Below are 25566 nucleotides of genomic sequence, written 5' to 3'. Positions count from 1 at the left end.
GATGCGGAAAGGACGTGCGCGGGTATGAATCTTCACGGCAAGGATATCAAGATCTTCGCGGGGAATTCCAACAAGCCACTGGCGGCGGCAATGGCGGAGTGTCTCGGCATCACGCTGGGACGCAGCGAAGTGGGACGCTTCAGCGACGGCGAGATACAGGTCTCCATCCAGGAATCGGTGCGCGGCAGCGACGTTTATGTGGTGCAGAGCACCTCAAGCCCTGTCAACCGCAACCTGATGGAGCTGCTCATCATGATGGACGCTTTCCGGCGCGCGTCGGCCGGGCGCATCACAGCCGTCATTCCGTATTACGGCTACGCCCGGCAGGACCGGAAATCCCGCGCGCGGGACCCCATTACGGCCAAGCTGGTGGCGGACCTGATCGTAACGGCGGGAGCCGACCGCGTGCTGACCATGGACCTGCACGCGTCGCAGATCCAGGGCTTTTTCGACGTACCGGTGGACCATATGTACGGCGCGCCCATTCTGACGCCCTATTTCGCACGCAAAACGGAGCCTTACCATGACAACGTGACGGTCGTCAGCCCGGACCTGGGCAGCGTGGCCCGCGCCCGTGCCTTTGCCGAACGGCTGGACGTTCCGCTGGCCATTGTGGATAAGCGGCGTCCAAGGGCAAATGTTTCTGAGGTGATGAACATCATCGGCGAGGTGGAAGGCCGGGACGTGGTCATCGTGGACGATATGATCGACACCGCGGGCACGCTGTGCAATGCGGCCGGCGCCATTAAGGCGCGCGGAGCCAAGAGCGTGACGGCCTGCGCCACCCACGGCGTGCTCTCCGGTCCGGCCATCGGGCGCATCCGGGACAGCGCGCTGGATGAGGTCGTGCTGCTGGACACCATCGCCCTGCCGCCGGAAAAACAAATTGAAAAGATCAAGGTGCTCAGCGTCGCGCCCGTGCTGGCCGAGGCAGTGGCGCGCATCTATTCCGACAAGCCCGTCTCCACGCTGTTTGTGTGAGCGGCGCGGCTGAAATAATACAATACAAATGCAGCGGCACGGCGCGGTGCGCCGTGCCGCCGTGTTGTGCATTCCACAGGAGAGACCATGTTTTTCAAAAAGCAGACAAGCATTGATGCGATCATCGTGGGCCTGGGCAACCCGGGCAAAAAATATGAAGGCACGCGCCATAACGCGGGCTTCGCCGCGCTGGACCATGTGGCGGAAAAATGGGGCGTGAGGGTGACGAAGGCGAAGTTCGACGCGCTGACGGGCACGGGCACGGCGGCGGGCGTGAAGGTGCTGCTGATGAAGCCGCAGACCTTTATGAACCTTTCCGGAGATGCCGTGCGCAAGGCGGCGGATTTTTACAAGGTCCCGCCGGAGCGCATCATCGTTCTGTTCGACGATATCTCGCTGGCGCCGGGACGCCTGCGCATCCGGAAAACGGGCTCGGCGGGCGGGCACAACGGCATCAAAAGCATCATTGGGAACATCGGGCAGGATTTCCCGCGGGTAAAGATCGGCGTGGGGGAAAAGCCGCGTCCGGAGTACGACCTGGCGGACTGGGTGCTGAGCCGACTGACGCAGGCTGAGAAAAAGGCCGTGGAGGCGCGTTACGACGATATCTGCGGCGCGCTGGAGCTTATGATGAAAGGGCAGTTTGACACTGCGATGTCGAGGTACAATGGATAAGAAAAAAGAGAAAATGACGCCGGAGCGCCGGTATGAGCTTGCTTGCCTGATTTTGGGCGGCGTGGTGCTGGGTGGTGCGCTGGGCTGCATTTTGCGGCCCAACGAATGGACGTTTGCCGTTATCCCGCTGCTGGGCGTGTGCCTGACGGCGCTTTTGTGGTGCGCGGCGGCGCGGTTGTGGCTGTGCCGCGACAAGCAGCGCCTGCTGGCAAAAAGCTTTACGCGGCCCGTGCGGTTCGCGCTGGCGGTGCCTGCCTGGGCGGGCGCTACATGGCTTTTGTATCTGCTGCCGGGCAATGTGACGGGCCTGGACGACGTGCTGGCGGAGAGCGTTATCATCTTGACGCTTTTGGCCGGCACCGTGTTCGTGCCCGCGGCTGCGCTGGGCCTGGGTGTGGCTTCCGTTCTGGCGGCCGTGGTGCATCTGCGCCGTACGCCTGCCGCTGAGACGCGGGCCTACCGCGAGGGGCCGTTGGCGCTGGCACTCGTTTTGTGCGTGGGCGTGGCGGCGCTGTGCGTATGTTTTTTTCTTTATTTGACGATATAGCCGCCTTTGGCGCAGAGAGGTTTTTTCATGCTGACTGCTCTCCTGAAACAAACACCTGAATACAAACGGCTGCTGGCGGGCATGGCGGGCGCGAAGCCCGCTGTGGTGGCCCTGTTCGGTATGCCGCCCACGGCCCGCGCCCAGATGCTGGCCGCACTGTGCGAGGATACGGGCCGTTCCGCGCTGGTGGTGTGCGCGGGCGAGGCCGATGCCACGCGCTTTGCGGAGGACGCCGCCGTGTTCGGCCGGCGGGCCGAGGTATTCCCCGCACGGGATTATGTGCTGCGCCCCGTGGAAGGCCAGAGCCATGAATACGAGTACCGGCGCCTTGCCGTGCTGGGCAACCTGGTGGGCGGCCGCACGAGCGTCGCGTGCGCGCCCGTGGAGGCCGTGCTGCAATATACAACGCCCAAACAGGAATTCTGCGGCAACACTCTCACGGTGAAGCAGGGAATGGCTATCTCCATGGACGTGCTCATCGAGCGGCTGTTCGGCGCGGGGTATCTGCGCCGCTTCCAGGTGGACGGCCCGGGCCAGTTTTCGGTGCGCGGCGGTATTGTGGATATTTACGCGCCCGACATGCAGAAGCCCCACCGCCTGGAGTTTTGGGGCGACGAGGTGGACAGCATCCACAGCTTTGACCTTGTTTCCCAGCGGCGGGAAGGGGCGGTGAAAAAAATTTATCTTTCCCCGGCCCGGGAAGTGCTGTTCGGAGACACCGAGGCCGCCGCAAGGCTGCTGCGCACGGCGCTTTCCAAGGCAAAGCCCGCCTATGCGGAAGCTTTGGCCGACGCCATGGACGGCGACCTCAAGGCGCTGGACGCGGGTACGATGCCCGCCGCCATGGACAAATATCTGGCGCTGCGGTACGAAAAGCCGGCGACGATCTTTGAATATTTCGACGCGCCCATCGTGTTCCTCAACGAGCCAAGCGCCGTGCGCGAGGCCGCCAAAGGCGTGGAGTTCCGCTTCGGAGAGGCGTTCAAGGGCCTGTTGGAAGAGGGTGTGCTGGCCCCCGGGCTGGACCGTTTCTACGAGGACACCGCGTATCTGCTGCACGAGACGGAGAAGCGGCATGCCGTGGTGTGTGAAAATTTTGCCCGCACCATCCCGGACCTGAAACTGGCGGATACCGTCAACGCCCAGACCCACAGCCTGCCGCCCTGGGGCGGCGAGGTGAGCGCGCTGGCCGACGACCTGCGCCCGCTCACGGCACAAAAGTATGCCGTGGCAGTGCTGGCGGGCACGCAGCGCGCGGCCGCCGCGCTTGCGCGGGACCTTGCCGCCGCGGGCTTTTCCGCCCAGGCGTATCATAAGGAACCGCCGTCCCTTGCGCCGGGTAGCGTGGGTGTGTTTGAAGGCCACCTGAACGCGGGCGCGGATTACCCCTTCGCCAAGTTCGCCGTGTTCACCAGCCGCCGCCACAACGCGGCCGCGCCGCAGAAGGCCAGGGCAAAGAACAAGGGCCTTTCCAGCCTGTCGGACATCACGCCCGGCGATTATGTGGTGCACCAGAACCACGGCATCGGGGTATATGCGGGCATCCAGAGGCTGGACCTGCAGGGCGTGGTGAAGGATTACATCAAAATCAACTACGACAAAGCGGACACGCTGTATGTGCCCGTTACCCAACTGGACCTTATCAGCCGCTATACAGCTCCCGGCGACGGCGAGCGCGTCAAGCTCTCGAAGCTGGGCGGCGACGCGTGGAACAAAACCAAAAGCCGCGTGCGCAAGGCCACGCAGGAGATGGCAAAAGAGCTGATCGCTTTGTATGCCCGGCGCCAGCAGGCCCAGGGCTATGCGTTCCCCGAGGACAACGAGTGGCAGCGGGATTTTGAAACGCGTTTTGAATACGACGAAACGGCCGACCAGCTCACCAGCGCGGCCGAAATAAAAAAAGACATGGAAAAGCCCCACCCGATGGACCGCCTGCTGTGCGGCGACGTGGGCGTGGGCAAAACGGAGGTGGCGCTGCGCGCCGCGTTCAAGTGCATCATGGGCGGCAAGCAGGTGGCCGTGCTGGTGCCTACCACGATCCTGGCGTGGCAGCACTACACCACCATTCTCTCCCGCATGGAGGCGTTCCCCGTCAAAGCGGGGCTGCTCTCCCGCTTTGCCAGCGCCCGCCAGCAGAAAGAGACCATTAAGGGCCTTGCCGCGGGTACTGTGGATGTGGTGGTGGGCACCCACCGTATGCTGCAGAAGGATGTGAAATTTCACGATCTGGGCCTTGTCATCATCGACGAGGAGCAGCGCTTCGGCGTCAAGCACAAGGAAAAGCTGAAGGAAAATTTCATCGGCGTGGACATGCTGACGCTTTCGGCTACGCCCATCCCGCGCACGCTGAACATGGCGATGAGCGGCCTGCGGGACATGAGCACCATCGAAGAGCCGCCCTTTGAGCGCCGCCCCATCGAGACCTATGTGATGGAATACGACGCGGGCGTGGTGGCCGAGGCCCTGCGGCGCGAGCTGGACCGCGGCGGCCAGGCGTATTATATCCACAACCGCATCGACACCATCGACCAGTGTGCGGCAAAGCTGGCGGAGCTTTTGCCCGGCGCGCGCATCGCCACGGCCCACGGCCGTATGGACGAGGCCACGCTTTCGGGGGTATGGCAGAAGCTGCTGGACGGCGAGATCGATGTCCTGGTGTGCACCACGCTCATCGAGACAGGTGTGGACGTGCGCAACTGCAACACGCTCATCATAGAGGACGCGGACCGCATGGGTCTTGCCCAGCTGTACCAGATCCGCGGCCGCGTGGGCCGCTCGGGCCGCAAGGCCTACGCCTATTTCACGTTCCGGCGGGATAAAGTGCTCACGGACATTGCGGCCAAGCGTCTTTCCGCCATCCGGGAGTTCACAAGCTTCGGCTCCGGCTTCCGCATCGCCATGCGCGATCTGCAGATCCGCGGCGCGGGCAACCTGTTGGGGCAGAGCCAGCACGGCCACATGGAGGCTGTGGGCTATGAGATGTATGTCAAGCTGCTGAACCAGGCCATCGCCGCCGAAAAGGGAGAGGCTGTTCAGGCGGATAAGAGCGATTGCCTCATTGACATCACCGTGGACGCCTACATCCCAGAAAAATACATCCCGGACGCCGCCGGACGCATTGAGGCATACAAGCGCATTGCCGCCATCGACGACCGCCCCGGCGCGGACGACGTGCTGGACGAGCTGGCGGACCGTTACGGTCCTGTGCCCAAAAGCGTGCAGGGGCTTATCGACATCAGCCTGGTGCGGGTGGTGGCTGCAAAGCTTGGCATCTACGAGATCACACAAAACCGGGATACGCTCATTCTGTATTCCGATAAGCTGGACCTCGCCACGCTCAAGCCCCTGCTCAAGGATATGGGCCGCCGCCTGCTGGTGAACGCTTCCGGCAAGCCGTACCTTTCGGTGCGCATCCTGCCCGGCGAAAAGCCGCTGGATGTGATGAATGCCGTGTTCGACAAAATGGCGGAGCTGGAGCGGCCGCAGTAACGCGCTCCGGGGCCGAAAGTTTTGCCCGGCACTTGCCAACAGCCGCGCAACGCGGTATAATTTGTTGTATCATTGCGGGTGAAGGCCGCGGCCGAAGCGGCGCCCGCGCGGAGGGAAACACATTGAAGCTGAAAAAATTCACCGGCCTGCTGCTGTGCGCGGCGTTGGCCCTTTCTATGGCTGCCTGTAAGTTCACCACGCCCGCCGTCGTGATGACGGTGGAGGGCGAGGATATCCCCGCGGGCCTGTACCTGATGTACCAGTATCAGGCGTATTCCAGCGCAAAAAGCAAGCTGGAGGATAAAAGCGCCAAGGTACTGAAAAGCGAGATCGAGGGCGTGAAAGCTGAGGAATGGATCCACAACGAGACGGTGGCCTCCGCAAAACGTTATGTCTGGGTGGAAAAAGCCTTTGCGGAAGCGGGCCTTACCTTCACCGAGGAGGAGCAGGCGTCCATCGACAGCCAGCTCGATGCCATCTGGGCCAACAACGAAGCCCTGCTGGCGGCCAACGGCATTGGGCGGGAAAACTACCGCCGCTTCTATGAATGCGAAGCGAAGTATGAAAAGCTGCTGGCTGAGTATCAGGACGGCGAATCGGACAAGATCACCGACGCCGAGGCCAAAAAGTACATGGACGAGACCTATTCCCGCATCCAGACGCTGGTGTTGCCAACTACGGATGCGGATTCCGCCGCGCTGCCTGGCGAAAAGCTGGAAGAGCTGAACGTACTGGCGGCCCAGCTTGCCGACGACCTGAACGCGGGCGGTTCCATGGATGAGCTTGGCCCCGAAACGCTGGAAAAGGCGTTTGAGATCTGCGGCCGCGAGTATGCCGAGGACACCGCTTCGTCGTATATGTCCAAAAGCTTCCTCACCGCGGAATCCACCAGCTATTCCGAGGAATTCGTGCAGGGGGTCGTCGCCGCTGAGGTGGGCGCCGCCGGCGTGTACGACGGTTACAGTGTTCCGATGATCTATCAGAAAATCGCCAACTACGAGGACAATGACGATTTCACCGCGAATTACAAAACGACCATCCTCAGCGAGATCACTTCGGCCGCGTTCTCGGACAAAGTGGAGGAGGAGACTGCGGCCTATGCCGTGACGGAGGATGTCTCCGCCGTCAAGACATACAGCCCGTCCAAGATTCGGGAATCCGTTTAAACCGCGTTTATCAGCAAAGCCTGTGCGAAGAAGCCGGCGGCAGCCGGCTTCTTTTTTGCGCATATATGTTTTACCACCCCAACGAAACGGGAGGACAAAAACCTATGGCACAATTTAGCATCCGCCCCGCCCGGCCTGAGGACTGCGGCACCATTCTGGAGCTGATCCGCGGCATTGCGGAATACGAAAAGATGAGCGACGAAGTCGTTGCTACCGAAGAGACCATCCGGCATGCGATGTTCGACGAACACGTCACCCGCTGCCTGCTGGCAGAGCTGGACGGCAAGGTCATTGGATACGCGCTGTACTTTTACAACTATTCCACGTTTATCGGTACAAAAGGCCTCTATCTGGAGGATCTTTTCCTGTATCCCGAATACCGTAAGGCCGGTTACGGCAAGCGGCTCATCCGCGAGCTGTTCAAGATCGCCGCGGCGGAAAACTGCGGCCGCATGGAGTGGTGCTGCCTGAACTGGAACACCCCCAGCCAGGAGTTCTATAAGAGCCTTGGCGCAAAGCCGATGGATGAATGGACAACATGGAGACTGACGAAAGAGGATCTTGCCCGTCTGGCGGCGGAGTAAGGCCGTTCGTCCAAAGCGTAAAGCAAAGCGGCCCGCACCGGTACACCCCGGCGCGGGCCGCTGCATTTCAGCTGTTATGGACGTACATCGTTGGGGTCGTAGGGCGGCTCCGGCATAATGAGCGCGGCTACGATATAGGCCAGCAGGCCCGAGCCCCAGCCGAAGCACAGCAGCACGAACGCCAGCCGTACGATGGTTGGGTCTACGCCGAAATATTCCGCGATGCCGCCGCACACGCCGCATACCATACGGTGGCCGCGGGCTTTATACAAACGTTTCTGGTCCATCAGTCATTTCCTCCTGTTATCAGTTGAATGTGATCGTTACTTCGCCCATGCCGCATTCGATGTCATAAAATGTGGCCGCGCTGCGGTTTACTTCCAGCTCGACGCCCATGCCGGAATGAGAATAGTCGTCGATGGTCACGGAACCCATGCCGCTCTCCAGCGCGTAGCCGTAGTCCGCCGGCCGGGAGACGGCCACCTCGGCGACGCCCATGCCGCAGGAAACCTCGTTTTTGCCGTCCAGGCTGCCGCCGTCGATGGTCAGCTTACCCATGCCGACATCCAGGCTGCTCTCCTGTGTGCAGGTGAGATTTTTTACGGTCATCTCGCCCGCGCCCACCTCAAGGTCGGCTGTGCGGCAGGCCAAGCCGTCCGCCTTCAGCGTGCCCGCGCCGATGGAAAGCTCCACCTCGTCAAACACGGTGTCCCGGGGAACCGTGATGAAAAATTTTACGTTTTCCCAGTTGCGCAGCTGCCAGTCGCCGGTCGTCTTAATCGTCCACACCCCGCCTGAGACCCTGGACTCATAACGCGGGCTGCCGGAGACCTGCAGGTCATACGCGTCACCCGGCTGAATGACGACCTCTGCCGTGGAGATATCGATTTCCAGTTCCCGCACGCTGCCGGTGGGGACGGAGCCGGAGCTGGAGGGGGAGGGCGCACCAGGGGCGGAGGGAGCGCCGGAGGCGTCTGCCCGGAACATGCCGAATTCACCGTCGGTAAAAGCGTCGGTGTAATAGACACGGGGGCCGTTGTCCCAGCCGACGCGGATACTGGTAAGCCGTCCGCCCAGGCACAGGCCCACGATAGAGAGTATGATGCCCAATACAAGGCAGCCGCCCGCAATGCTCAGCAGTGTTTTTATGAATTTTGTCATCGCCGTCTTACCTCACTTTCCCAAACAGGGTGCGGCACAGCGAACCGACGGCACGGAAGAGCGCCGGACCGGCCTTGGCCACGACCCATACCGTACCCGCGCCCAGCAGCGCGCCGATGGAGATGCACAGCAGGCTGAGACCCATCGTCAGGATACCACTGGGAACGGATGTGAACAGCAGCCCAACGCCGCCGCCGAAAGCCGCCACGCCCGCGATCATTGTGGCAAAGCCCGCGAACGCAATGCCGCACAGCCCGCCGACGATGCCCACTACGCCGCCGAACAGGCCGCCGATGAGGCCGATCCAGATGGGACAGGTGAGAATGAGCAGGATGACCCAGAGCGTGCGGTTGGAGGCGGAGCGTCCGCCGTTTTCGCGTTGCGCGCCGTCTTGGCGATAGCTGTATGCATAGGCAGGGCCGTGCTGCGCGCCGTCCGCCGCCTGCGCATTCGGGAAACCGTCCGGAGCTTCCTCGTCCGCGCGCTGGCCTTCGGCCCAAGAGCGTTCTGTTTCCTGCGCCGAGACCTGGGACGCCTGCCAGTCCGGGCCGTCCAGTGTAAGCTCCGGAACGGGCGCCTGTTCCGGCTTTTCCGGAGTGGTGCTTTTTTCCGCTGCATCACGCACGGCGGGTACGCCGAAGCCGCAGTTTGCGCGAATGATGCAGGCCACCTTTTGGGGGCTGCCCAGCTCGGCCAGCACAGCGGCCTCGTTCTCCGGGCCTGCTTCATCCAGATATTCGTTGTAGAATTTCAGCGCTTCGTCGCGCTCCTCTGTGGTGATATCGCGCAGCTGGGCTTCCAGGGCCGCCATAAACTCCGCTCTATTCATTACTGATTCCTCCGAACAATACGTTGTCGATCTTCGCTTTATACTCCGTCCACTCACGGCGGTACGTTTCCAACTGCTCGCACCCCTTTTCCGTGATGCTGTAATAGCGGCGGTTACGGCCTGCGAATTCACGGTCGTAGGTCTCCAGGCACTCGCTCTTCTGCAGACGCCGCAGCACCGGGTAGAGGGTGCTCTCGGACACCTCCATCACACTGCGCACATCCTGCGTGATCTTGTAGCCGTATGTGCTTTCACTGGCCACGACGCTCAGCACCAGGGCATCCATCAGGGCTGCTCCTGTGTTAAAAGCCATATCGTCTTTCACTCCGTTTCTGTTGCGTGGGCGGCCGGGGTTGCACGGCGCCGGCCGCCCGGCATTCCGGATGATTTATTCCGTTGACAATATTATATTGTGTATAATATTGTTTGTCAACACATTATTGAAAATAAATAATTATTATTGGGTGAATTGTTTGAAAAGCGGACGTGCGTTTTGGTTGCATGATAAAAAACACCGGTCTTTGCGACCGGTGTTTTTTTTGAATGTATAGAAGGGCGCCGCGCCCTGCGGCAAATTCAGATTTTTTCGCTGCTGCGGTGCGTCGGGCTTTGCCCGGTGGAACTGCGTACGATGAGCTGCGGCGTGTATTCGATTTTATTCACGAAGGGAGTGGGGATGCGCGAAGGCGTGCTCTGTGTGATGACCATATCCACCGCCGCCTGGCAGCGGGTGCGAAGATGATGGTCAATGGTGGTGAGACCCGGCGTGGTGATGCTGGAAGAAAAAATGTTGTCGAAGCCACACACCGAAAAATCACGCGGTACGCGCAGACCTTGGGCTGCAAGCTCGCTCAGAATGCCGAGCGCCGTCATATCATTCACGCCGATGAGGGCTGTGGCCATGCTCTCACGCCGGATCAGCTCCGCCGTGAGCTGCCGCCCAACCGAATATTCGTAGGGCAGGCCGTCATCCTGGCTGTCTGCCTCGGCCTGGCGGTCGGCCACCAGCACCTCCAGTCCATCCGTCACACCGTGCAGCTCCAACTGCTTGCGGATTCCCTCCAGGCGCTGCTCACGCGCCAGTGTCAGTTGGTTGAACGGCGTGGAGATGAACACCAGCTTGCGGTGGCCCAGCTGATACAAATGCTCGGCCAGCATGGCGCCTGCGTTCACGTTGCTCAGCTCGATGGAGCAGATGGACAGGTCGTCCAGCTTTTCCCCGATGATGACCGTGGGTGTGGACGAGGAGATCTGCTCCACCAGGCGCGGGAAGCTGGGCAGAAAAGTATAGATGATACCGTCCACATGCGCGCCGACAAAAGTGTCGAGATAGAACTTTTCCAGATCCGGCTTGCGGAAGGTGTTGCAGACGATGACGCGGTAATCCAGCGTGTCGGCATAGTCCTCGATGGCCTGGATCAGCTCGGCATAGTACTGGTTGGTGAGCGTGGGCGTCAGAACGAGAAGCATGTTGCTGGCCTTTTTTTCGCGCTGTTTTTTGCGCTGAGGCAGGCGGTAGTTCAGCTTTTGAGCTGCTGCGAGCACGCGCTCCTTGGTCTCGTTGCTGAAGGTGATCTTATCGCTGTTGTTTAAAATAAGAGACACGGTCGCCTGCGAAACGCCCGCAAGTTCCGCAACATCCTGCGAGGTGGCCTTTTTCATGGTCCAGACGCTCCTTTTTAATAATATCTTACTAATATTATAGCAGAAAAATTCTTCAAGTCAAACATAGTGACCAAAAGCAGGGAAAATCTTTTGGCGCTTTGAGGGCTTGATATCTCTTGACATCGGGCTGCAGGTCGGATATACTGAAAGTGCAAAATATTATTTATATTGAAATATTATTACTAATATTTTACACAGGCAAAAGAAAGCGGTGCAGTAGGAATGGAAAAGGGCGGAAACAGCGGAAATATAGGAGCGCGCAAGCCGATCCTGGCTTTGGGGGAGCTGCTTGTGGACCTTGTACCCGGGCGTGAGGGCATGCGTATCGAGGACGCGGGCCCTGTTGTAAAAACGGCCAGCGGCTCGGCGGGCATTTTCGCCTGCGCCGCCACGCTGCTGGGCGGACGGGGCGGCTTCATCGGCAAAGTGGGGCGCGACAGCCTCAGCCGGATGGTAGCAGGCACACTGCGCGGCCAGGGGGTGGATCTCTCCCGTCTCATCGTCTCGGACGAGGGGCAGATGGGCCTTGCGTTTTTGGAATATCTGCCGGAAGGGCGGAATTATCAGTATTACCGTAAAAATTCAGTGGGCAGCCTGCTGCGGGCCAGTGAGCTGGACGCGGAGTACATCAGCGGCGCCTATGCGGTGCATTTCCCCGGCATGCTGCTGGAGCTGACGGAAGAAATGCGCGGTGCATGTGAACGTCTGGTGGAGATCGCGCGGGAGAAGGGGATTCTGGTTTCGTTCGACCCAAACATCCGCCGCGAGCTTTCAGCGGATGCGGCCGCACGGGCGCGCCTGCTGTGGGCGGTGCGCCATGCGGACGTAGTGGCGCCCACATTGAGCGAGGGGCAGATGATTACGGGTGAAACGAGCATCGGCGGCGTGCTGCGCGCGCTGCATGCAATGGGGCCGCGGGTCGTGGCGCTCACGCGTGACAAAGACGGCGCCGTGCTGAGCCGCGGCGGTGAGGTGGCTGTTGCGGCGGGCATCGACGAAGAGCCGGTCGACCCCACGGGCGCGGGCGATACGCTTGCCGCGGCACTGTGCGTAGGCCTGCAGGAGGATATGCCCCTGGCACGGCTGGCGGCGTTCTGCAACTGTGCGGGCACGCTGGTCATCAAGAAAAAAGGTGCCATCGGGATGGCGCTGCCCGAACGCGGACAGGTGGATGCGATGGTGGCCTCCGGCGTGTGCCGTGTGGAATGCATGCCGCTGGAAAGCCTGGTATGACGGCAAGGAAATCTGAGCCCGCCGCGTACCGGCGAAAGGCATACCGCGCCCGCGGCGGGGGCGGCGGGCGCGGTATGCCGGTGCGCTGAACGGAGGCCCCGCATAGGAGAGAACGCGCGCCGCACGGCGCGCTGCTGAAAAAAGGAGAAGAGAGACATGGCATTGTTAAAAGAACGCCTGAAAAACGGCGAGCAGGTACTGGGGACCATGGTGACGGCATTTGCAAGCCCGGATATGGCGAAAATACTGCAGAGCTGTGGGTTTGACTTCTTCATCGTGGACTGCGAGCACGGCGCGTTCACTACGCGCGAGGCGGCGAACATCATTGCGGTGGCGCGCGGCATCGGTATGCCCGCGTTGGTGCGTATCCCGGAGATGCGCCGGGAGCACGCGCTCAAATTCATGGAGATGGGGGCGTCCGGGCTGCTTCTGCCCAATACGGAAACAGCCGAACAGGCGCGTATGCTGGTGGACTGCACCAAATACGCGCCCATGGGACACCGGGGCGTTTCGCTTTCGCGTCCGCATACGGATTTTAAAAGAGTAGACGGACGGGAATATATGCGCCGGGCCAATGAAGAAACCATCCTGATGTGCCAGATCGAATCCCGCAAGGGCGTGGAGAACATCGGCGAGATCATGGCGGTGGAAGGTATCGACGTGGGCTTCATCGGCCCGAACGATATGACGCAGGATTACGGTATCCTGAACCAGTTCGGCCATCCTGATATCGTGGCGGCGTTTGAAAAGGTCATCGCGGCGGCCGAGGAAAACGGAAAGTGGGCCGGCGTACATTTCGGCGCGGCGGAGCCGCTGAAACCGTGGCTTGCCCGCGGGATGCAGATGAATATGTGGAACAGCGACAATGGGCTTTTGGCCCTGGGCGCCTCGGAAATAGCCGGGCTGCGCGGGAAGGAGCAGGCATGAAAATCGTAATTCTGGACGGATACACGGAAAACCCCGGAGATTTGAGCTGGAACGGCTTTGAGGCGCTGGGAGAGGTAACGGTATACGACCGCACACCCTTTGCCGACGGCAGCGGCGAGATCGTGCGGCGGGCGAAGGGGGCGGATATCCTCATCGTGAACAAAACGCCGCTTTCCGCTGAAACGCTGGCGAAACTTGCGCCGGAACTGCGGTATATCGGCGTACTGGCCACAGGCTACAATGTGGTGGATACCGCCGCGGCCAAAGCGCAGGGCGTGCCCGTGTGCAATATCCCAACCTACGGCACTGCGGCGGTGGCCCAGTTTGTGATGGCGTTGCTGCTGGAGCTGTGCCACCATGTGGGGGACCACAGCCGCTCGGTAAAAGAGGGCGGCTGGAGCAGCTGTCCGGACTTTTGCTACTGGAATACGCCTCTCATCGAGCTGGCGGGCAAGACGTTCGGCGTTATCGGCTACGGGCGCATCGGCAGGGCGGCGGCGAAGCTGGCCGCGGCCTTCGGCATGGAGGTGCTTGCTTTCGATAAGTTCGCGCAGGACGACGGCGTGGCGCGCATGGTGACACTGGACGAACTGCTGGCGCAAAGCGATGTGATCAGCCTGCACTGCCCGCTGTTTCTGGACACGCAGGGCATCATCAACCGGGAGAGCATTGCAAAGATGAAGGATGGCGTACTGCTCATCAATACCTCCCGCGGGCCCCTGATCGTGGAGGAGGACCTGGCTGCGGCGCTGCACAGCGGCAAGGTGGCGGGCGCGGGCCTGGATGTTCTGGCTGTGGAGCCTGCGCGCATGGATAACCCGCTGCTGAAGGAAGAAAACTGCCTGGTGACGCCGCACATTGCCTGGGCACCGAAGGAAAGCCGCCAGCGGCTGATGGACATTGCGGTGGAAAACCTGAAAGCTTTTTTGGCGGGCGCGCCGCAGAATGTGGTGAATGCTTGAATCGTAGACATCATAAGAAAAGCGGGAACCCGCCTGTTGCGGGTTCCCGCTTTCTGCCTATTTGCTGGAATTGCCGCGGCTTTCTTTTTGCGCCTCGACGTGGAGGCGCAAATCGGCATAACAGTCTGCGCCGCCGCATAGAATTTTTGTATCGAATTTCAGTGCGGGGCAGGCGCCGCAAAAAGCGCGAGTCTTTTGGTATTCTTCGAAAATTAGCTGTCTGTCCTGCCAATGCACAAACGATAAAGAACCAGCGTCAAAGCCGGGGATTTTACATATTTCTTTGGGAATCACAATGCGTCCTGGAGAATCCGCTTTACGAATAAATCCAACATTTTTCATTTGCACACCTGCTGTATTTTCATTATGCGTCATATTGACGCGCATGACGATGCGTCGATATGAAACAATTTATAACGGAAAGGGTGGTGATGCCAATGGAATATCCGAATGTTTGCGCGTTGTGTGAGGAGGGGGGATTTAAGCCGGCAGGAACTTGCGGGCTATCTGCAAATTTCGCGCGGCAGCTATACAAACTATGAAATTGGAGCACGCGGCATCCCAGTTGAAGTTTTTATCAAGCTGGCGGACTATTATAACGTTAGCGTTGATTATTTGATGGGAAGAACAAAAAATCCAAAAAAGGAATAAGTAAAACCGGACAGGGGTAAAACCTGTCCGGTTTAGGCTATCGAAAAAGTAGAAACGCAAAAGATATCACCAGGAAAAGCTTGAAAAAGGGGTGGTGAACTCCTTTTTTCATTTAAAATAACCCCGCGACACCCCGCAGGGCTAGTGCCGAGGCGTGTAGAGCGAAGCGCCCGCCGAAGGCCGCCGTGCGTGGCGACCAGGGCCTTGGCACTGGTCGTAAGCAGCTTGTCGAAAAAGCTGTGCTTTTCCGACAAGCTGAACCGGACAGGAGTAAAATCTGTCCGGTTTTTGCTTTATTCCAGCGTCACCACGCGCTTTTGCGTGTAGGATTCCAGGGCTGCCGTGAGCACGCGATGGCTCAGATGCGCCTCGGCCGGGGTGAAGCAGCCGAAGGAGCAGGGAAGGCCGCGCAGCTCGCTGACGAACGCCGCGAACATTTGCAGCAGGGAATCGGAAAAGCCGAATTCAAAAATAGAGCCGGTGATAACGGGATACAGCGTTTTCTGGCCGATGACCAGCCGCGCCCATGCCTGTTCACGGCCAACGGCCTGTGTATAATGGATGGCGTTGGGATCGTCGGTGGTGAACCGGGCCGACAGGTTGAGACCGTAAATTTCATACTCCACGGTGTTGGTGCAGCCAGGGGCCATACGCTTCATTTCAAGCTGCATGGGGAACGTATCCCCCGCTGTGTTTTGCGCTTCGCACATCAGGATGGCGTTGTCCCAGGTTTCACAGGGAACGGGCACGCCGCTTTCGTCCGGCCGTGTTTTGGCGATATTGGCAAGCTGCGCGCTGACGGTGCGGGGCGAAAAACCAAGCCGGAAGGGCAGGTGCTGCGTGTGGATGCCCAGGTCTCCCATACAGCCGTATTCTCCGTTGGCTGCACGCATGCGCTTCCAGTTGATGGGTTTTGCCAGATCCATGTCGGAGGAATGCTTGATGGCGAAGCGTGCCTCGATGATCTGCCCGAATGCGCCCTCGCGGTACCATTTTACCATCTGCTGTACGGCGGGATAGAATGGAAATTCGCTGGCGCACCGCACAAATACCTCGGGGCGACCGGCCATGGCGGCCTCCACCTCCTCGCAGGCCGCAAGGTCCATGCCGAAAGGTTTTTCCCCGATGAGGTGTTTTCCCGCGCGGATGACGTCGCCGTACACCTGTGCGTGCAGGTGGTGGGGCACCGCGCAGTATACGGCCTCCACCTCGGGATTGGCCAGCAGCTCGTGGTAATCGCTGTAAAAGTACTTTGTGTCCGGCACCTGGCGGAACCAGTCGAGATTTTTTGGCGAGAGGTCGCACGCAGCAACAATGACGGGGCGGGGCAGCTCGCATGCCAGATGCAGCCAGCGCATGGAGACGCTGGCGAATTCGCGGCCCATCAGGCCGCAGCCGATCACACCGAAGCGCACGGGTTCCATATTCATAGGGCCGCTCCCTTCTGCGCGGCTGTCTCGGCCAGCGCGCTGTCAAACAGGGCGACGAGCCTTCCGGCCATCGTTTCTGTGGTAATGAGCGGCAGCTTTGTAAGAGCTACCGGCGGACAATTGGGCTTATAGGTCTGTGCACTGATGTCCACGCAGCGGTCCCGGTTCATGCGGGTACAGAAATCCACCGCATCGTCCACGCTGTCGAAGCACAGCGCCGTCATGTGGGCGTCACCTTCCACGCCTGTGCATACCTGCGGGTATTTTTGCGCCAGTGCGCGTACCTGTTCGTGGTAATACCGGCCCGCGGCTTCGATGTGCGCGCCGTTGGCCCCGATGAATTCCATTGTCACAAGATAAGCCAGGCTGGCCAGTTCTTCCTGTCCGTTGGTCACAAGCGCACCGAACTGGCTCAGGCTGTCGAAAGCGGCGCTCGTCAGGATCTTGCTGGCGGGGTAAACGCCCCCGGGGAAGCCCTTGCCTACGGAGACAAAGTCCGGCGTAAGGCCGTATTTGCGGAACAGGAACAGTCCGTCATACCATGCACAGGACTGGATCTCGTCGCACAGTACGGGCGTGTCGGTGGCGCGGCACACTTTGTACGCTGCCTGCAGATATTCCTCGGAAAGGCGGATGCCGCCGTAATTCATGAGGACGATCTCGTGACAGAAGCCCGCCGTTTTGTATTTGCCCTCGTTCCAGCGGCGCATGGTCTCGGCAAAGGCGCCGGAGTCGTTGATGGGGACGGACACCACCTTGTACAGCTCGTTTTTCTGCGCGGCTGTGTAGAAGTCCGGCCACAGGCCGCGCAGCGTCTGCGCCAGCACCGTAGTGCCGTGATAGTTTCCGGTCACGCCGCCGGCATTGTCTGCCATGACAACGAACACGGGTACGCGGCCTGCATACTGTGCGGGCGCGCCGTCGATGGTGTAAAAGCGGGAGAGCATCATTTTGAGCGCGGCCTCCACGGCCAGGGAGCCGGTCTCCAGATTGATGACGGTATTCAGCACGCCCGGCTCCTTTTGGGACAGAATGCGGTCCAGCGCCGGGTCTGTGGGTTGGAGGCCGTTGGCGGCGGCGATGAGGCGGCGCTCCAGCGTGCGGGTGATAAAGCCGCGGGTGTTGTTGTGCGTAGCATTGGGGATTCCGAGACGCTTGGCGTTTTCAATAAGCGAGTAGCCTGGAAAGTCGTGTCCCAGGGGAATCTGGTAATGCTCGCTTTTGCCCGCGAAATACAGGCGGCCGTCCTCGCCGATGCGGAATGCGCCCAGCCCGCCCAGCGGAGCTGCAAAGCTGTGCTGGGCGGCACGGTATGAATGGGTGGGCGCGCCGTCCTCAGTGTCTGCAAAAGCGGGCGCAAGGGAGTGGCCGATGTCGCCCATCAGCTCCTCCTGGCGGCGGGCAAAAGCCTCGGGATAAAAATCGACCTTCTCATCGGCCACGGCGCGCAGAGCTTCGGGGCTTTCGCCTGTGAGTGCCGCGCGCGCGCGGCACACGGCCGCGGTGTATTCCGCGCCAAGCAAGTCGGTAAGGGAACGCCGGATGTTCTGGATCATATCAATTCTCCTTTTCTGCCATTGCGGCGTATTGTTTATACTTCGACGAACTCAATGCCCAGCAGGCGGCACAGCAGACGGACGCGCGCAGCATAGTCGCCGGGGACGATGACCTCATGGTGAGTGCCGCCCTGCTCCAGCCATGCCTTGATGCAGGCGCGTACGCCGGATGCGGGCCGGAAGAACATATACGGCATGTCGATCTTGCGCAGGCTGCATTCGTCCAGTATCTCGCCCGGGGCATATACGAGGCGGAAGCGTTCGCCGCCCACATGCACCAGGCTCATCACGCCTGCGGGGCCGGGTTCCGGCGTGAAGATGGGTGTGGGCGGGTTGGAAAGGCCGCCTTCATTGAATACCCGATCCATCAGGAAAGGCTTTTTGTCCCTGCGGCACATGGCCCAGTTGCCCTCGCCCGCGTGGCACAGCAGGATGGCCTCCCGCGCAAAATCCATCATATACATCTCGCTGAAACCGGCCTGCCCGCACAGGCGCAACATAGCCGCCATGAGCATGGCGGCAGTGGCGTCGCCCTCGGCTGCATAGCCGTAGCCGTCGGCCATCAGGCTGGAGGCGGCCAGGAAGGGAAGATGCTCGAACCGTCCGTCTGCTCCGAATTCCTCGAAGTGAACGGTATACCCCGCATATCCGTTTTCCTCCAGATAACGCTTGAGGCCCAGATACATGCGCACGGACTCCGCATGGCGTTCGGGCGGCAGCTTGGGGTCGATCTCAAAAACAGTGTGCTCGTACGCCACGCGCGCGGAGATATCCTCCGGCGTGACCCCGGCGCAGGCACGCTGCACGGCGCCGATGGAATCGTATACGAATTCCGGCCCCAGCTTGCGGTAAACGGCCATATCATCGGTGATAACGTCGCCCATGCCGGCCAGCTTTCCGATGATTCCGATCTTCATCCGCCGCAGCGCGCATGCCGTGTGCGCCGCCGCGCCGAAATCCGCTGCAAAGGCTGCAAGCTCGCCGTTTTTGCGGCTGCCCGCGAAGAATGCGCAGGGGATGCCGGCCCGCATCAGGCAGTTGGCGTTGTCCTGTGAGCCGTGGATGCCCTGATTCACTGTGAGCTCCCATTCCTCGAAATCGTCGCCCACGGTCTCATCCGGCTGCACCAGTGCCAGCGCCAACGGAAGCGTATTGCGCTGCATGGCGTGTACTAGGTACTGCCCCTGAGAATAGCTGAGCATCAGGATGAGGATGCCGTCCAGTCCCTCGGCGTTGTATTGTGCGGTGAGGGCTTCTATGGCCTCCCGGCTGGCGGCGATTCGCGGAAAGACAAAATCGGCTGTACCGGAGAGTGAGGCGATGACCTCCTCGACATATTTGTGCTGGCTGGCCATGATGCCCGGAAACAAAGGCTCGTAGCCCTCCAGCATCAGCGCCAGGATACCCAGACGCGGCTTGTGTTGTAACTCCATATCCTTTTCCTCCTTTTTGACAATGGGAAGGTTTTTCGTGCGGCAAACGCCGTGAATCTGTGGACGATGCCGGGCTCGCGGCGGCGTACGGTACGTCGTATTCGCGGGCCGCCCGGGCGCGCGTCGCTTTCGGCAAGGTGCCAAAAGCGGCGCGCGGTGCGGTTTGTTCACGGGCAGCCCCTTTAAAACGCGTTGTACAGCGGTTTGACGGCGGCATAAAGCTTTTTGTACAGGCTGTATGCCGTGTCATAAGCGGGCGCGCGGGCGTTGTCTGGAAAATAGACGGCGCTTTCACCGCGGCAAGGGAAAACGCCGGGGGCGATGAGTCCGCTGCCCCACCCGGCCAAAAGGGCGGCACCCATGGCGGTGGCCTCGCTGCACGCGGGCACGCGGAACGTGCGCCCGCAGGCATCGGCTTTGATCTGCTGCCACACAGCGCTGCGTGCGCCGCCGCCCAGCGAGTACACGGTGTCGGCGGGACAACCCAGAGCGTTCAGCATGCCGAAAAAGTCCCGCAGCAGAAACGCGACGGATTCCATCACGCTGCGGGCGAAATGGGCCCGCGTGGTGGAAAGCCGCGCGCCGAAGAATACGGCGCGGGCTTCGGGACAGGCGTCGGGATCCACGCTGCCGGATAAAAACGGCAGGAACGCCAGCCCGTCGCACCCGCAGGGGACGCTTTGCACCAGCGCGTCCAGCGCTGCATATCCCGCTGCTCCTGCGGGAAGGTCGCGGCAGAATTCGTCCCGGAACCAGCGCAACGCCATGCCCGCCGTGTTGCCGATGGGCAGGTACAGGTACTTGCCCGGCAATGCGTGGCGGTAGACGGTTACGTGGTGCCCGCTGCGAAACATGGGAGCGTCTGTACAGGCGGCCATTACCAGCGCGGTACCCGTGGTTTCGGTGACGGTGCCCGGGCGCGTGCAGCCTGCGGCAAGCGCGGCGGCGGTCTGGTCCATTGCGCCCGCAACGACGGGGATGTTCGGTGGCAGGCCCAGCTCGGCGGCAGGGCCGGGCAGCAGAGAGCCTGCGGGCGCGCCGCATTCCAGCAGTTCGGGCAGCAGTTCCGCAGACGCGCCGGCGGCGGCAAGGCCGCTGTGCCACAACCCGTCGCTGTGCAGGTCGAACCAGCCGGTGGAGGTCTGCAGGGATTTTTCACTTACGAACCGGCCGGTCAGCCAATGGAGCAGATAGTCCTCCAGCAGCAGAAGCTTATGCGCGCGGGCAAAGGTATCCGGTTCGTGTTTGCGCAGCCAAAGCAGCTTTGCCAGCGGAAGCGCGCCGGTGACCTCCGGCAGGCCGGTGGTTTTGTAAAATGTCTCGTTGTCCAGCACACTGCGCAGAGCCTGGGCCTCATTTTCCGCGCGGCTGTCCAGCCACACCAGAAAGGGGCGAAGCGGCTCGCCCGAACGGTCCGCGAGCGTGAGTGTTTCGCCTTGTGTGGTGATGCTTACGGCTGCGGGAATACAGCCGGGCGCCTGGGACAGCGCGTCGGCAAGCCCGGCCCGCGCGGCGGCTTTGTACTGCGCCGCGTCGGCCTCCACGCGTTCGCCCTGTGTGCGCAGGGCATATTCCTGCACGCTGCACGCCAGAAGTTCCAGCGAGGGGGAGAAAAGGCAAGCTTTCACGGCGGTGGTGCCCACGTCCAGCACCGCGATGCAGCGGCTGACAGCTTCGTGTGCCTGTATCTGTGTGCCGCCCATCTCTTACGCCTTTCCGTCGCTGCCGAATACGCGCATATGATGCATCGTTTCGTGCTTGACGGCCTCGGTGATGAACGGCATCAGTTCAAATGCACCAACAGATTCCGTGAAATGGGTGTGAGCGGCACGGGCGGCTGTCAGGTTGTTGTGAGTGAAAATGTTGATTTTGGAGATGCCTCCCGCAACACAGGCGCGGAAATCGTCGTCCGAAAGCCCGCTGCCCCCATGCAGCACCAGCGGCGTTGAGCATGCTCCCGCAATACTGGCGAGGCAGTCCAGATTAAGCACGGGCTTTTCCGCGTATACGCCGTGGGCCGTACCAATGGCAACAGCCAGCGCGTCGCAGCCGCTTTCGGCAGCAAAGCGCAGCGCGTCCTGCGGCTGGGTATAAATGGTTTTGGCGACGGCTTCTTCGGCGGAGCCGTTGGAACCGACATGACCGATCTCTGCTTCCAGTGAGCAGCCCGCGGCGTGCGCCTTGGCGGTCATTTCACGGGTGCGGCGCACATTTTCTTCAAAGGGCAGCATGCTGCAGTCGTACATAACGGAGGAAAAGCCCAGGCGGATGGCTTCTTCCACCAGCTCCGGCGTGAAGCCGTGGTCAAAGTGCAGCGCAACGGGCACACCGGCACGGCGGGCCATGCCTAGCATCATGTCGGCATATTCCGCAAGCGAAGCGCCGGGCAAAAGGCTTTCGGCGGGCCCGATGATGACGGGGGAGTGCAATTCCTCCGCTGCCGCAAGGATGCCTTTCGTCATTTCCAGTGTGACGCAGTTGAACAGCCCAACGGCATAGTGCTTTTCACGGGTGTCCGCGAGAATGGTTTTCAAATCGACTAACATAGCAGTCGTCCTCCTTTTTTAACAATGGGAAACTTGGCCGGATGCCGGCCGCCTCGAATCTCCCTGCGCGGCCGGTATAACAAAGAGCTTTTGACAATGAAGAATCCGGCCTGATGCCGTCCGTGGCTCTCCCTGCGCGGCAGGCGTGCCGGCCCGGGCGGGATGCCGGTGAAAAAGCTTTCCTGTGCGGAGCTTTTGCAGGTGAAAGGGGATGGATATTTGCGCGGTCCGCGTCAATACTCGATGGAAAGGAAGCGCCCCTCTGCGTCCGCCTGCCGGGCGGCGAGGCAGCTTGCGGCGCTCACAAGCCCGGCTGAAAGGTCGGAGCGTGCTTCTCCGCCGTCCAGCACGCGCAGAAAATCCAGTGCCAGCATCTCATCTCCGCCGAAATGCATGCCTGCGGGAAAGTTGAATTTGTGGGTGACTGTCTGGGGGGATAAGTAACGGTCCACACGGATCTCGGCGGTGTAAAAATCAAATTCCGCGCTGCCCTCGGTACCGATAAGCCGTGCGCCGCGCCGCCCGGCGCTCTTTTTTACAACAAAATTCTGGTTGTAGCTGATCAGCATGCCGCTTTCCGTTGTGAAAATGACGCTGGCGCCGTCCTCGTTGCCGGTGTCTGAGGCAAAGCAGCAGGAGTCGCCCTGGACATCTTCCTTCAAAATGTTTTTTACCACGTAGCTGCTTTCGGGGCAGGTGCGGTAATCCGGGCAATCCGGACAGTGCAGGCCCGCCGGACGGTTCCCTTTGAAATGCAGCTTGGCGGTCTTAGCGCACACGGAAACGGGGCGCTCGCCTGTGAGGAAGTGGATGTAGTCGATATCATGGGTGGCCTTTTGCAGGAACAGGCCGCCGGTCTCGGCCGGGTCGCGGTACCAGCTGTGATAATAAACGCTGCCGTAGGGGACATTGTTGACGGCCTGCACCATCGTAAGCCTGCCCAGCACGCCGCTGTCCACAATGCGCTTCATCTCCAATGTGATGGAGGAAAGGCGCAGCGGGAATGAAACGACCACTTGCTTCTCCTTGCCTGCGGCCGCGCGGCGCAGCTGCTCATACTGGGGGCGTGTGATGCACACGGGCTTTTCCAAAAACAGGGGCAATCCCATATCCAGCACCCGGCAGGCGTAGGGGGTGTGCAGCGAGCAGCGTGTGCCGATGAACACCCCGTCCAGCGCTTCCCCGGAAAGCAGCTCGTCCGCGTCTGCATACCAGCGGGTATAGGCGAAATAAGGGTCGCCTGCCAGACCGGGGGCGATCTCGGCATGGCGCGGGTCTGCTACGGCGGCTACGGTGATGTCTGCCTCCAGCGAACGGAAGGATTTCATCATTGTTTCCGAGCGCAGACCATATCCGATGAACCCGATGCGTTTCATAATTCCATTCCTCCATTTTTTGTGCGGGGCCGCTTTTCCTTATATTACATATAAAAGGCGGGCAAATGGCTTTGCAGTGCGCCTGCGCCGCTTTTTATACGCTCGCTGCGCTAATAATTATTTTGTTATTAGCAAATTTTAAGAGAAAATATTGTAGATTTTTACTAAAGAAATGCCCTACTTTTTGAAAGGTGATTTGCTTGACAACCCCGATAAATGCTGATATAGTTTAATTGAAATCAAGGATTGCAAGGTTATTGTGCCACAGGTGACATCTAAAAGTCAAGTAGGTGAAAGCAAATAACTTTGCACAGAAAAGACAAAATTATTAAAAATTTATTACTAATAATCTTGAATCATCCGGGAGGTTTTCAAATGTCCGAGGAATCAAGGGCCATGCGGGCCCCCAATGCGCTGCGGCGGCCAAACAAATTTATTGCGTATATGCGCAAATACTGGTTTGTTTACATGCTGGTGCTTCCGGGGCTTGTCTTCATGCTTGTGTTCGATTACGGTCCCATGTACGGTATTCTGCTTGCATTCAAGGATTATTCCCCCCGCTTGGGCGTGTGGGGCAGCCCGTGGGCGGGCCTGTCTCATTTCCGGGAAATGCTGGTAGACCCAAACTTCATCCGCGCATTTAAAAACACGGTGCTCATCAACCTGTATAATCTGGCGTTCGGCTTTACATTCAACGTGTTTCTGGCGCTGATGATCAACGAGCTGAAGATCAAGAAGGTTAAACCCGTGGTGCAGACCTGTGTGTATCTGCCGTACTTCCTCTCATGGGTCATCTTTGCCGGCCTGGTGCAGGTGTTTCTGGAGTATCCGTCCTCGGCCGATATCGGCGGAGTGGTGAACCAGGTCATCTCTGCATTGGGCGGCCAGCCGGTGGACTTTTTGAAAAACCCGGCCATGTTCCGCACCATCCTTGTCATCACGAACATCATCAAAACGGCGGGCTATTCCACCATCGTGTATCTGGCGGCGATCTCGGGCATCGACCCTGCTTTGTACGAAAGCGCCGCCATCGACGGCGCCAACCGTAAGGATATGCTGCTGCACATCACCATTCCGCGCATCCTTCCCAGCGTGATGATCATGCTGATCCTGCAATTGGCGAGCTTGTTCATCTCCAACTTTGACCAGGTATACAACCTGTACAACAACTATGTGCTCAGCACCGGCGACGTGCTTTCCACATATATCTACCGCATCAGCCTGGGCGGCTCCGGCACGAATTTCGAGCTTTCCACAGCCATGAACCTTGTGCTCAATACCATGGGCCTTATCGTGGTGCTGGGTGCGAACAAATTTGTGGAAAAGCTGGATGTCCAGGGCATATTCTAAGCCGGAAGGAGGGCCTTATCGATGCGTTCAAACAACAGCTTGCGCAGAAACGGCAAATATCGCCGCAGCATGCGCCAGATACTGGGATTTAACTTCTACGATGTATTCGTATTTCTTTTCTGCATCGTCTTTGCGCTGGTATGCGTGTATCCGATGTGGTATGTTCTGGTGGCGTCCGTCACGCCGTATGAGGAGTATATCAAGGGCGGGCTGATGCTGTGGCCCACCGGCGGTGTGGACCTGCAGTATTACAAAGCAATCTTCAGTACCAAAAGCTTTACCAACAGCATGTGGATCTCGGTGAGCAAGACGGTCATCGCCACTGCGCTCAGCGTGCTCGTCACGGCCAGCATGGCTTACGGCGTCAGCAAGGTGCACGTAAAGGGCATGAAGGTCATCAACGCGCTGGTTGTGTTCAACCTGTTCTTTACGGGCGGCCTGATCCCTCAGTATATCCTCTATCAGAACCTGGGGCTTCTGCGCAATTACTGGGTCATGGTCATTCCCGGAGCGCTGAATATCACTTATTTCATCATCATGCGCAACTATTATTCTTATTCTGTGCCAAAGTCTTTGGAGGAAGCGGCACTGCTGGACGGCTGTACGGATATCGGCGTGTTCTTCCGCATCGTCATCCCTGTGAGCCGCAGCATGCTGGCGGCCATTGCGCTGTTCATCGCAGTCATCAACTGGAACGATTATTACAACTACATGATGTTTATTTCCAATAAGACGAATCTGCAGCCTTTCGCCTGGATTCTGCGCCGCATGCTGGTGGACCAGACCATGATGAACCAGGTGCGCAACGGGGCCGTGGGCATGGGCCTGCAGCTTCCGCCGCCCATGGCGCTGCGCATGGCGACCATTATCTGCGCCATGGTGCCCATCATGTGCGTGTATCCGTTCCTGCAGAAATATTTTACCAGCGGCATCACGCTGGGAGCCGTTAAGGAATGATGTTATTGCCCCACGCTGCGGGGTAGAACATATAGAACCATAATCAAC

General features: G+C 59.8%; 24 protein-coding genes. 12 read left to right on the top strand and 12 right to left on the bottom strand.

Going from position 1 to position 25566, the window contains the following annotated elements; genetic code table 11:
• Nucleotides 1-24 precede the first annotated feature (24 nt).
• The 6 genes from TQ39_RS06920 to TQ39_RS06895 all read left to right on the top strand — a co-directional run bounded on the left by TQ39_RS06920 (nucleotide 25) and on the right by TQ39_RS06895 (nucleotide 7442).
• Complete coding sequence (locus TQ39_RS06920; RefSeq protein WP_040910372.1) at nucleotides 25-981, top strand: ribose-phosphate pyrophosphokinase; 957 nt, start codon at nucleotides 25-27, stop codon at nucleotides 979-981.
• A gap of 87 nt (nucleotides 982-1068) precedes the next feature.
• Nucleotides 1069-1656 (top strand): aminoacyl-tRNA hydrolase, encoded by a 588-nt coding sequence (gene pth / locus TQ39_RS06915; RefSeq protein ID WP_050005006.1) that lies wholly within the window; start codon nucleotides 1069-1071, stop codon nucleotides 1654-1656.
• Complete coding sequence (locus TQ39_RS06910; protein WP_009324844.1) at nucleotides 1649-2203, top strand: hypothetical protein; 555 nt, start codon at nucleotides 1649-1651, stop codon at nucleotides 2201-2203. Before pth ends, TQ39_RS06910 begins: the two co-directional genes overlap by 8 nt.
• Before the next feature lie 27 nt (nucleotides 2204-2230).
• Nucleotides 2231-5692: a transcription-repair coupling factor gene (gene mfd / locus TQ39_RS06905; RefSeq protein ID WP_050005005.1), complete on the top strand. Its 3462-nt coding sequence runs from the start codon at nucleotides 2231-2233 to the stop codon at nucleotides 5690-5692.
• A 122-nt stretch (nucleotides 5693-5814) separates the two neighbouring features.
• The gene (locus TQ39_RS06900; RefSeq protein WP_050005004.1) at nucleotides 5815-6858 is read left to right on the top strand and encodes a hypothetical protein; all 1044 of its coding nucleotides are present in this window, start codon (nucleotides 5815-5817) and stop codon (nucleotides 6856-6858) included.
• Between the two features lie 104 nt (nucleotides 6859-6962).
• Nucleotides 6963-7442, top strand: a complete 480-nt coding sequence (locus TQ39_RS06895) for a GNAT family N-acetyltransferase (protein ID WP_009324837.1) — start codon at nucleotides 6963-6965, stop codon at nucleotides 7440-7442.
• Nucleotides 7443-7516: 74 nt separating this feature from the next.
• Here the strand turns inward: TQ39_RS06895 and TQ39_RS06890 are convergent, their stop codons facing one another.
• From TQ39_RS06890 to TQ39_RS06870, 5 genes are all read right to left on the bottom strand, one after another.
• Nucleotides 7517-7729, bottom strand: coding sequence for a PspC domain-containing protein (locus TQ39_RS06890; protein WP_009324835.1), 213 nt, complete (start codon nucleotides 7727-7729; stop codon nucleotides 7517-7519).
• A 19-nt stretch (nucleotides 7730-7748) separates the two neighbouring features.
• The gene (locus tag TQ39_RS06885) at nucleotides 7749-8603 is read right to left on the bottom strand and encodes a DUF4097 family beta strand repeat-containing protein (protein WP_009324833.1); all 855 of its coding nucleotides are present in this window, start codon (nucleotides 8601-8603) and stop codon (nucleotides 7749-7751) included.
• A gap of 7 nt (nucleotides 8604-8610) precedes the next feature.
• Complete coding sequence (locus TQ39_RS06880; protein ID WP_156146205.1) at nucleotides 8611-9432, bottom strand: DUF1700 domain-containing protein; 822 nt, start codon at nucleotides 9430-9432, stop codon at nucleotides 8611-8613.
• Nucleotides 9425-9745 carry a PadR family transcriptional regulator gene (locus TQ39_RS06875; RefSeq protein ID WP_040910218.1) on the bottom strand — a complete coding sequence of 107 codons (321 nt, stop codon included), beginning with the start codon at nucleotides 9743-9745 and terminating at the stop codon, nucleotides 9425-9427. Before TQ39_RS06875 ends, TQ39_RS06880 begins: the two co-directional genes overlap by 8 nt.
• 263 nt (nucleotides 9746-10008) lie before the next feature.
• Complete coding sequence (locus tag TQ39_RS06870; RefSeq protein WP_009324824.1) at nucleotides 10009-11094, bottom strand: LacI family DNA-binding transcriptional regulator; 1086 nt, start codon at nucleotides 11092-11094, stop codon at nucleotides 10009-10011.
• A 225-nt stretch (nucleotides 11095-11319) separates the two neighbouring features.
• Here TQ39_RS06870 and TQ39_RS06865 point away from each other — a divergent pair, with 225 nt between their 5' ends.
• From TQ39_RS06865 to TQ39_RS06855, 3 genes are all read left to right on the top strand, one after another.
• Nucleotides 11320-12330, top strand: a complete 1011-nt coding sequence (locus TQ39_RS06865; RefSeq protein WP_050005002.1) for a sugar kinase — start codon at nucleotides 11320-11322, stop codon at nucleotides 12328-12330.
• A gap of 156 nt (nucleotides 12331-12486) precedes the next feature.
• Nucleotides 12487-13257 carry an HpcH/HpaI aldolase family protein gene (locus tag TQ39_RS06860; protein ID WP_050005001.1) on the top strand — a complete coding sequence of 257 codons (771 nt, stop codon included), beginning with the start codon at nucleotides 12487-12489 and terminating at the stop codon, nucleotides 13255-13257.
• Nucleotides 13254-14219 carry a D-2-hydroxyacid dehydrogenase gene (locus tag TQ39_RS06855; RefSeq protein ID WP_050005000.1) on the top strand — a complete coding sequence of 322 codons (966 nt, stop codon included), beginning with the start codon at nucleotides 13254-13256 and terminating at the stop codon, nucleotides 14217-14219. The genes TQ39_RS06860 and TQ39_RS06855 overlap by 4 nt, the downstream gene beginning before the upstream one ends.
• Nucleotides 14220-14276: 57 nt before the next feature.
• Here the strand turns inward: TQ39_RS06855 and TQ39_RS06850 are convergent, their stop codons facing one another.
• A complete protein-coding gene (locus TQ39_RS06850; protein WP_134109096.1) occupies nucleotides 14277-14594 on the bottom strand; it encodes an AbrB/MazE/SpoVT family DNA-binding domain-containing protein in 318 nt (105 codons plus the stop codon).
• Between the two features lie 75 nt (nucleotides 14595-14669).
• On the opposite strand from TQ39_RS06850, the gene TQ39_RS06845 reads away from it, so the two are divergent.
• On the top strand, nucleotides 14670-14870 hold the full coding sequence (locus tag TQ39_RS06845; RefSeq protein WP_050004998.1) for a helix-turn-helix domain-containing protein: 201 nt from the start codon (nucleotides 14670-14672) through the stop codon (nucleotides 14868-14870).
• 293 nt (nucleotides 14871-15163) lie between these two features.
• On the opposite strand, the gene TQ39_RS06840 is transcribed toward TQ39_RS06845, so the two are convergent.
• From TQ39_RS06840 to TQ39_RS06815, 6 genes are all read right to left on the bottom strand, one after another.
• Entirely contained in the window at nucleotides 15164-16300 is a 1137-nt protein-coding gene (locus TQ39_RS06840; protein WP_205456783.1) for a Gfo/Idh/MocA family protein, read from the bottom strand.
• Entirely contained in the window at nucleotides 16297-17856 is a 1560-nt protein-coding gene (locus tag TQ39_RS06835; protein WP_050004997.1) for an aminotransferase class III-fold pyridoxal phosphate-dependent enzyme, read from the bottom strand. Before TQ39_RS06835 ends, TQ39_RS06840 begins: the two co-directional genes overlap by 4 nt.
• A gap of 35 nt (nucleotides 17857-17891) precedes the next feature.
• Nucleotides 17892-19289, bottom strand: coding sequence for an L-arabinose isomerase family protein (locus TQ39_RS06830; RefSeq protein ID WP_050004996.1), 1398 nt, complete (start codon nucleotides 19287-19289; stop codon nucleotides 17892-17894).
• Nucleotides 19290-19471: 182 nt separating this feature from the next.
• Entirely contained in the window at nucleotides 19472-20992 is a 1521-nt protein-coding gene (locus tag TQ39_RS06825; protein ID WP_050004995.1) for a xylulokinase, read from the bottom strand.
• A gap of 3 nt (nucleotides 20993-20995) precedes the next feature.
• Entirely contained in the window at nucleotides 20996-21835 is an 840-nt protein-coding gene (locus TQ39_RS06820) for a class II fructose-bisphosphate aldolase (protein WP_009324810.1), read from the bottom strand.
• Nucleotides 21836-22068: 233 nt separating this feature from the next.
• The gene (locus tag TQ39_RS06815; protein WP_050004994.1) at nucleotides 22069-23211 is read right to left on the bottom strand and encodes a Gfo/Idh/MocA family protein; all 1143 of its coding nucleotides are present in this window, start codon (nucleotides 23209-23211) and stop codon (nucleotides 22069-22071) included.
• A 375-nt stretch (nucleotides 23212-23586) separates the two neighbouring features.
• Between TQ39_RS06815 and TQ39_RS06810 the strand changes: the two genes are divergently transcribed.
• Nucleotides 23587-24561, top strand: a complete 975-nt coding sequence (locus tag TQ39_RS06810; RefSeq protein WP_009324808.1) for an ABC transporter permease — start codon at nucleotides 23587-23589, stop codon at nucleotides 24559-24561.
• Nucleotides 24562-24582: 21 nt separating this feature from the next.
• On the top strand, nucleotides 24583-25518 hold the full coding sequence (locus TQ39_RS06805) for a carbohydrate ABC transporter permease (protein ID WP_050004993.1): 936 nt from the start codon (nucleotides 24583-24585) through the stop codon (nucleotides 25516-25518).
• Nucleotides 25519-25566 lie beyond the last annotated feature (48 nt).

It is taken from the genome of Ruthenibacterium lactatiformans, assembly GCF_000949455.1.
Lineage (GTDB): Bacteria > Bacillota > Clostridia > Oscillospirales > Ruminococcaceae > Ruthenibacterium > Ruthenibacterium lactatiformans.
The sequence above is the reverse complement of the archived record's forward strand: the minus strand, read 5'-3'. Positions and strand labels throughout refer to the sequence as shown.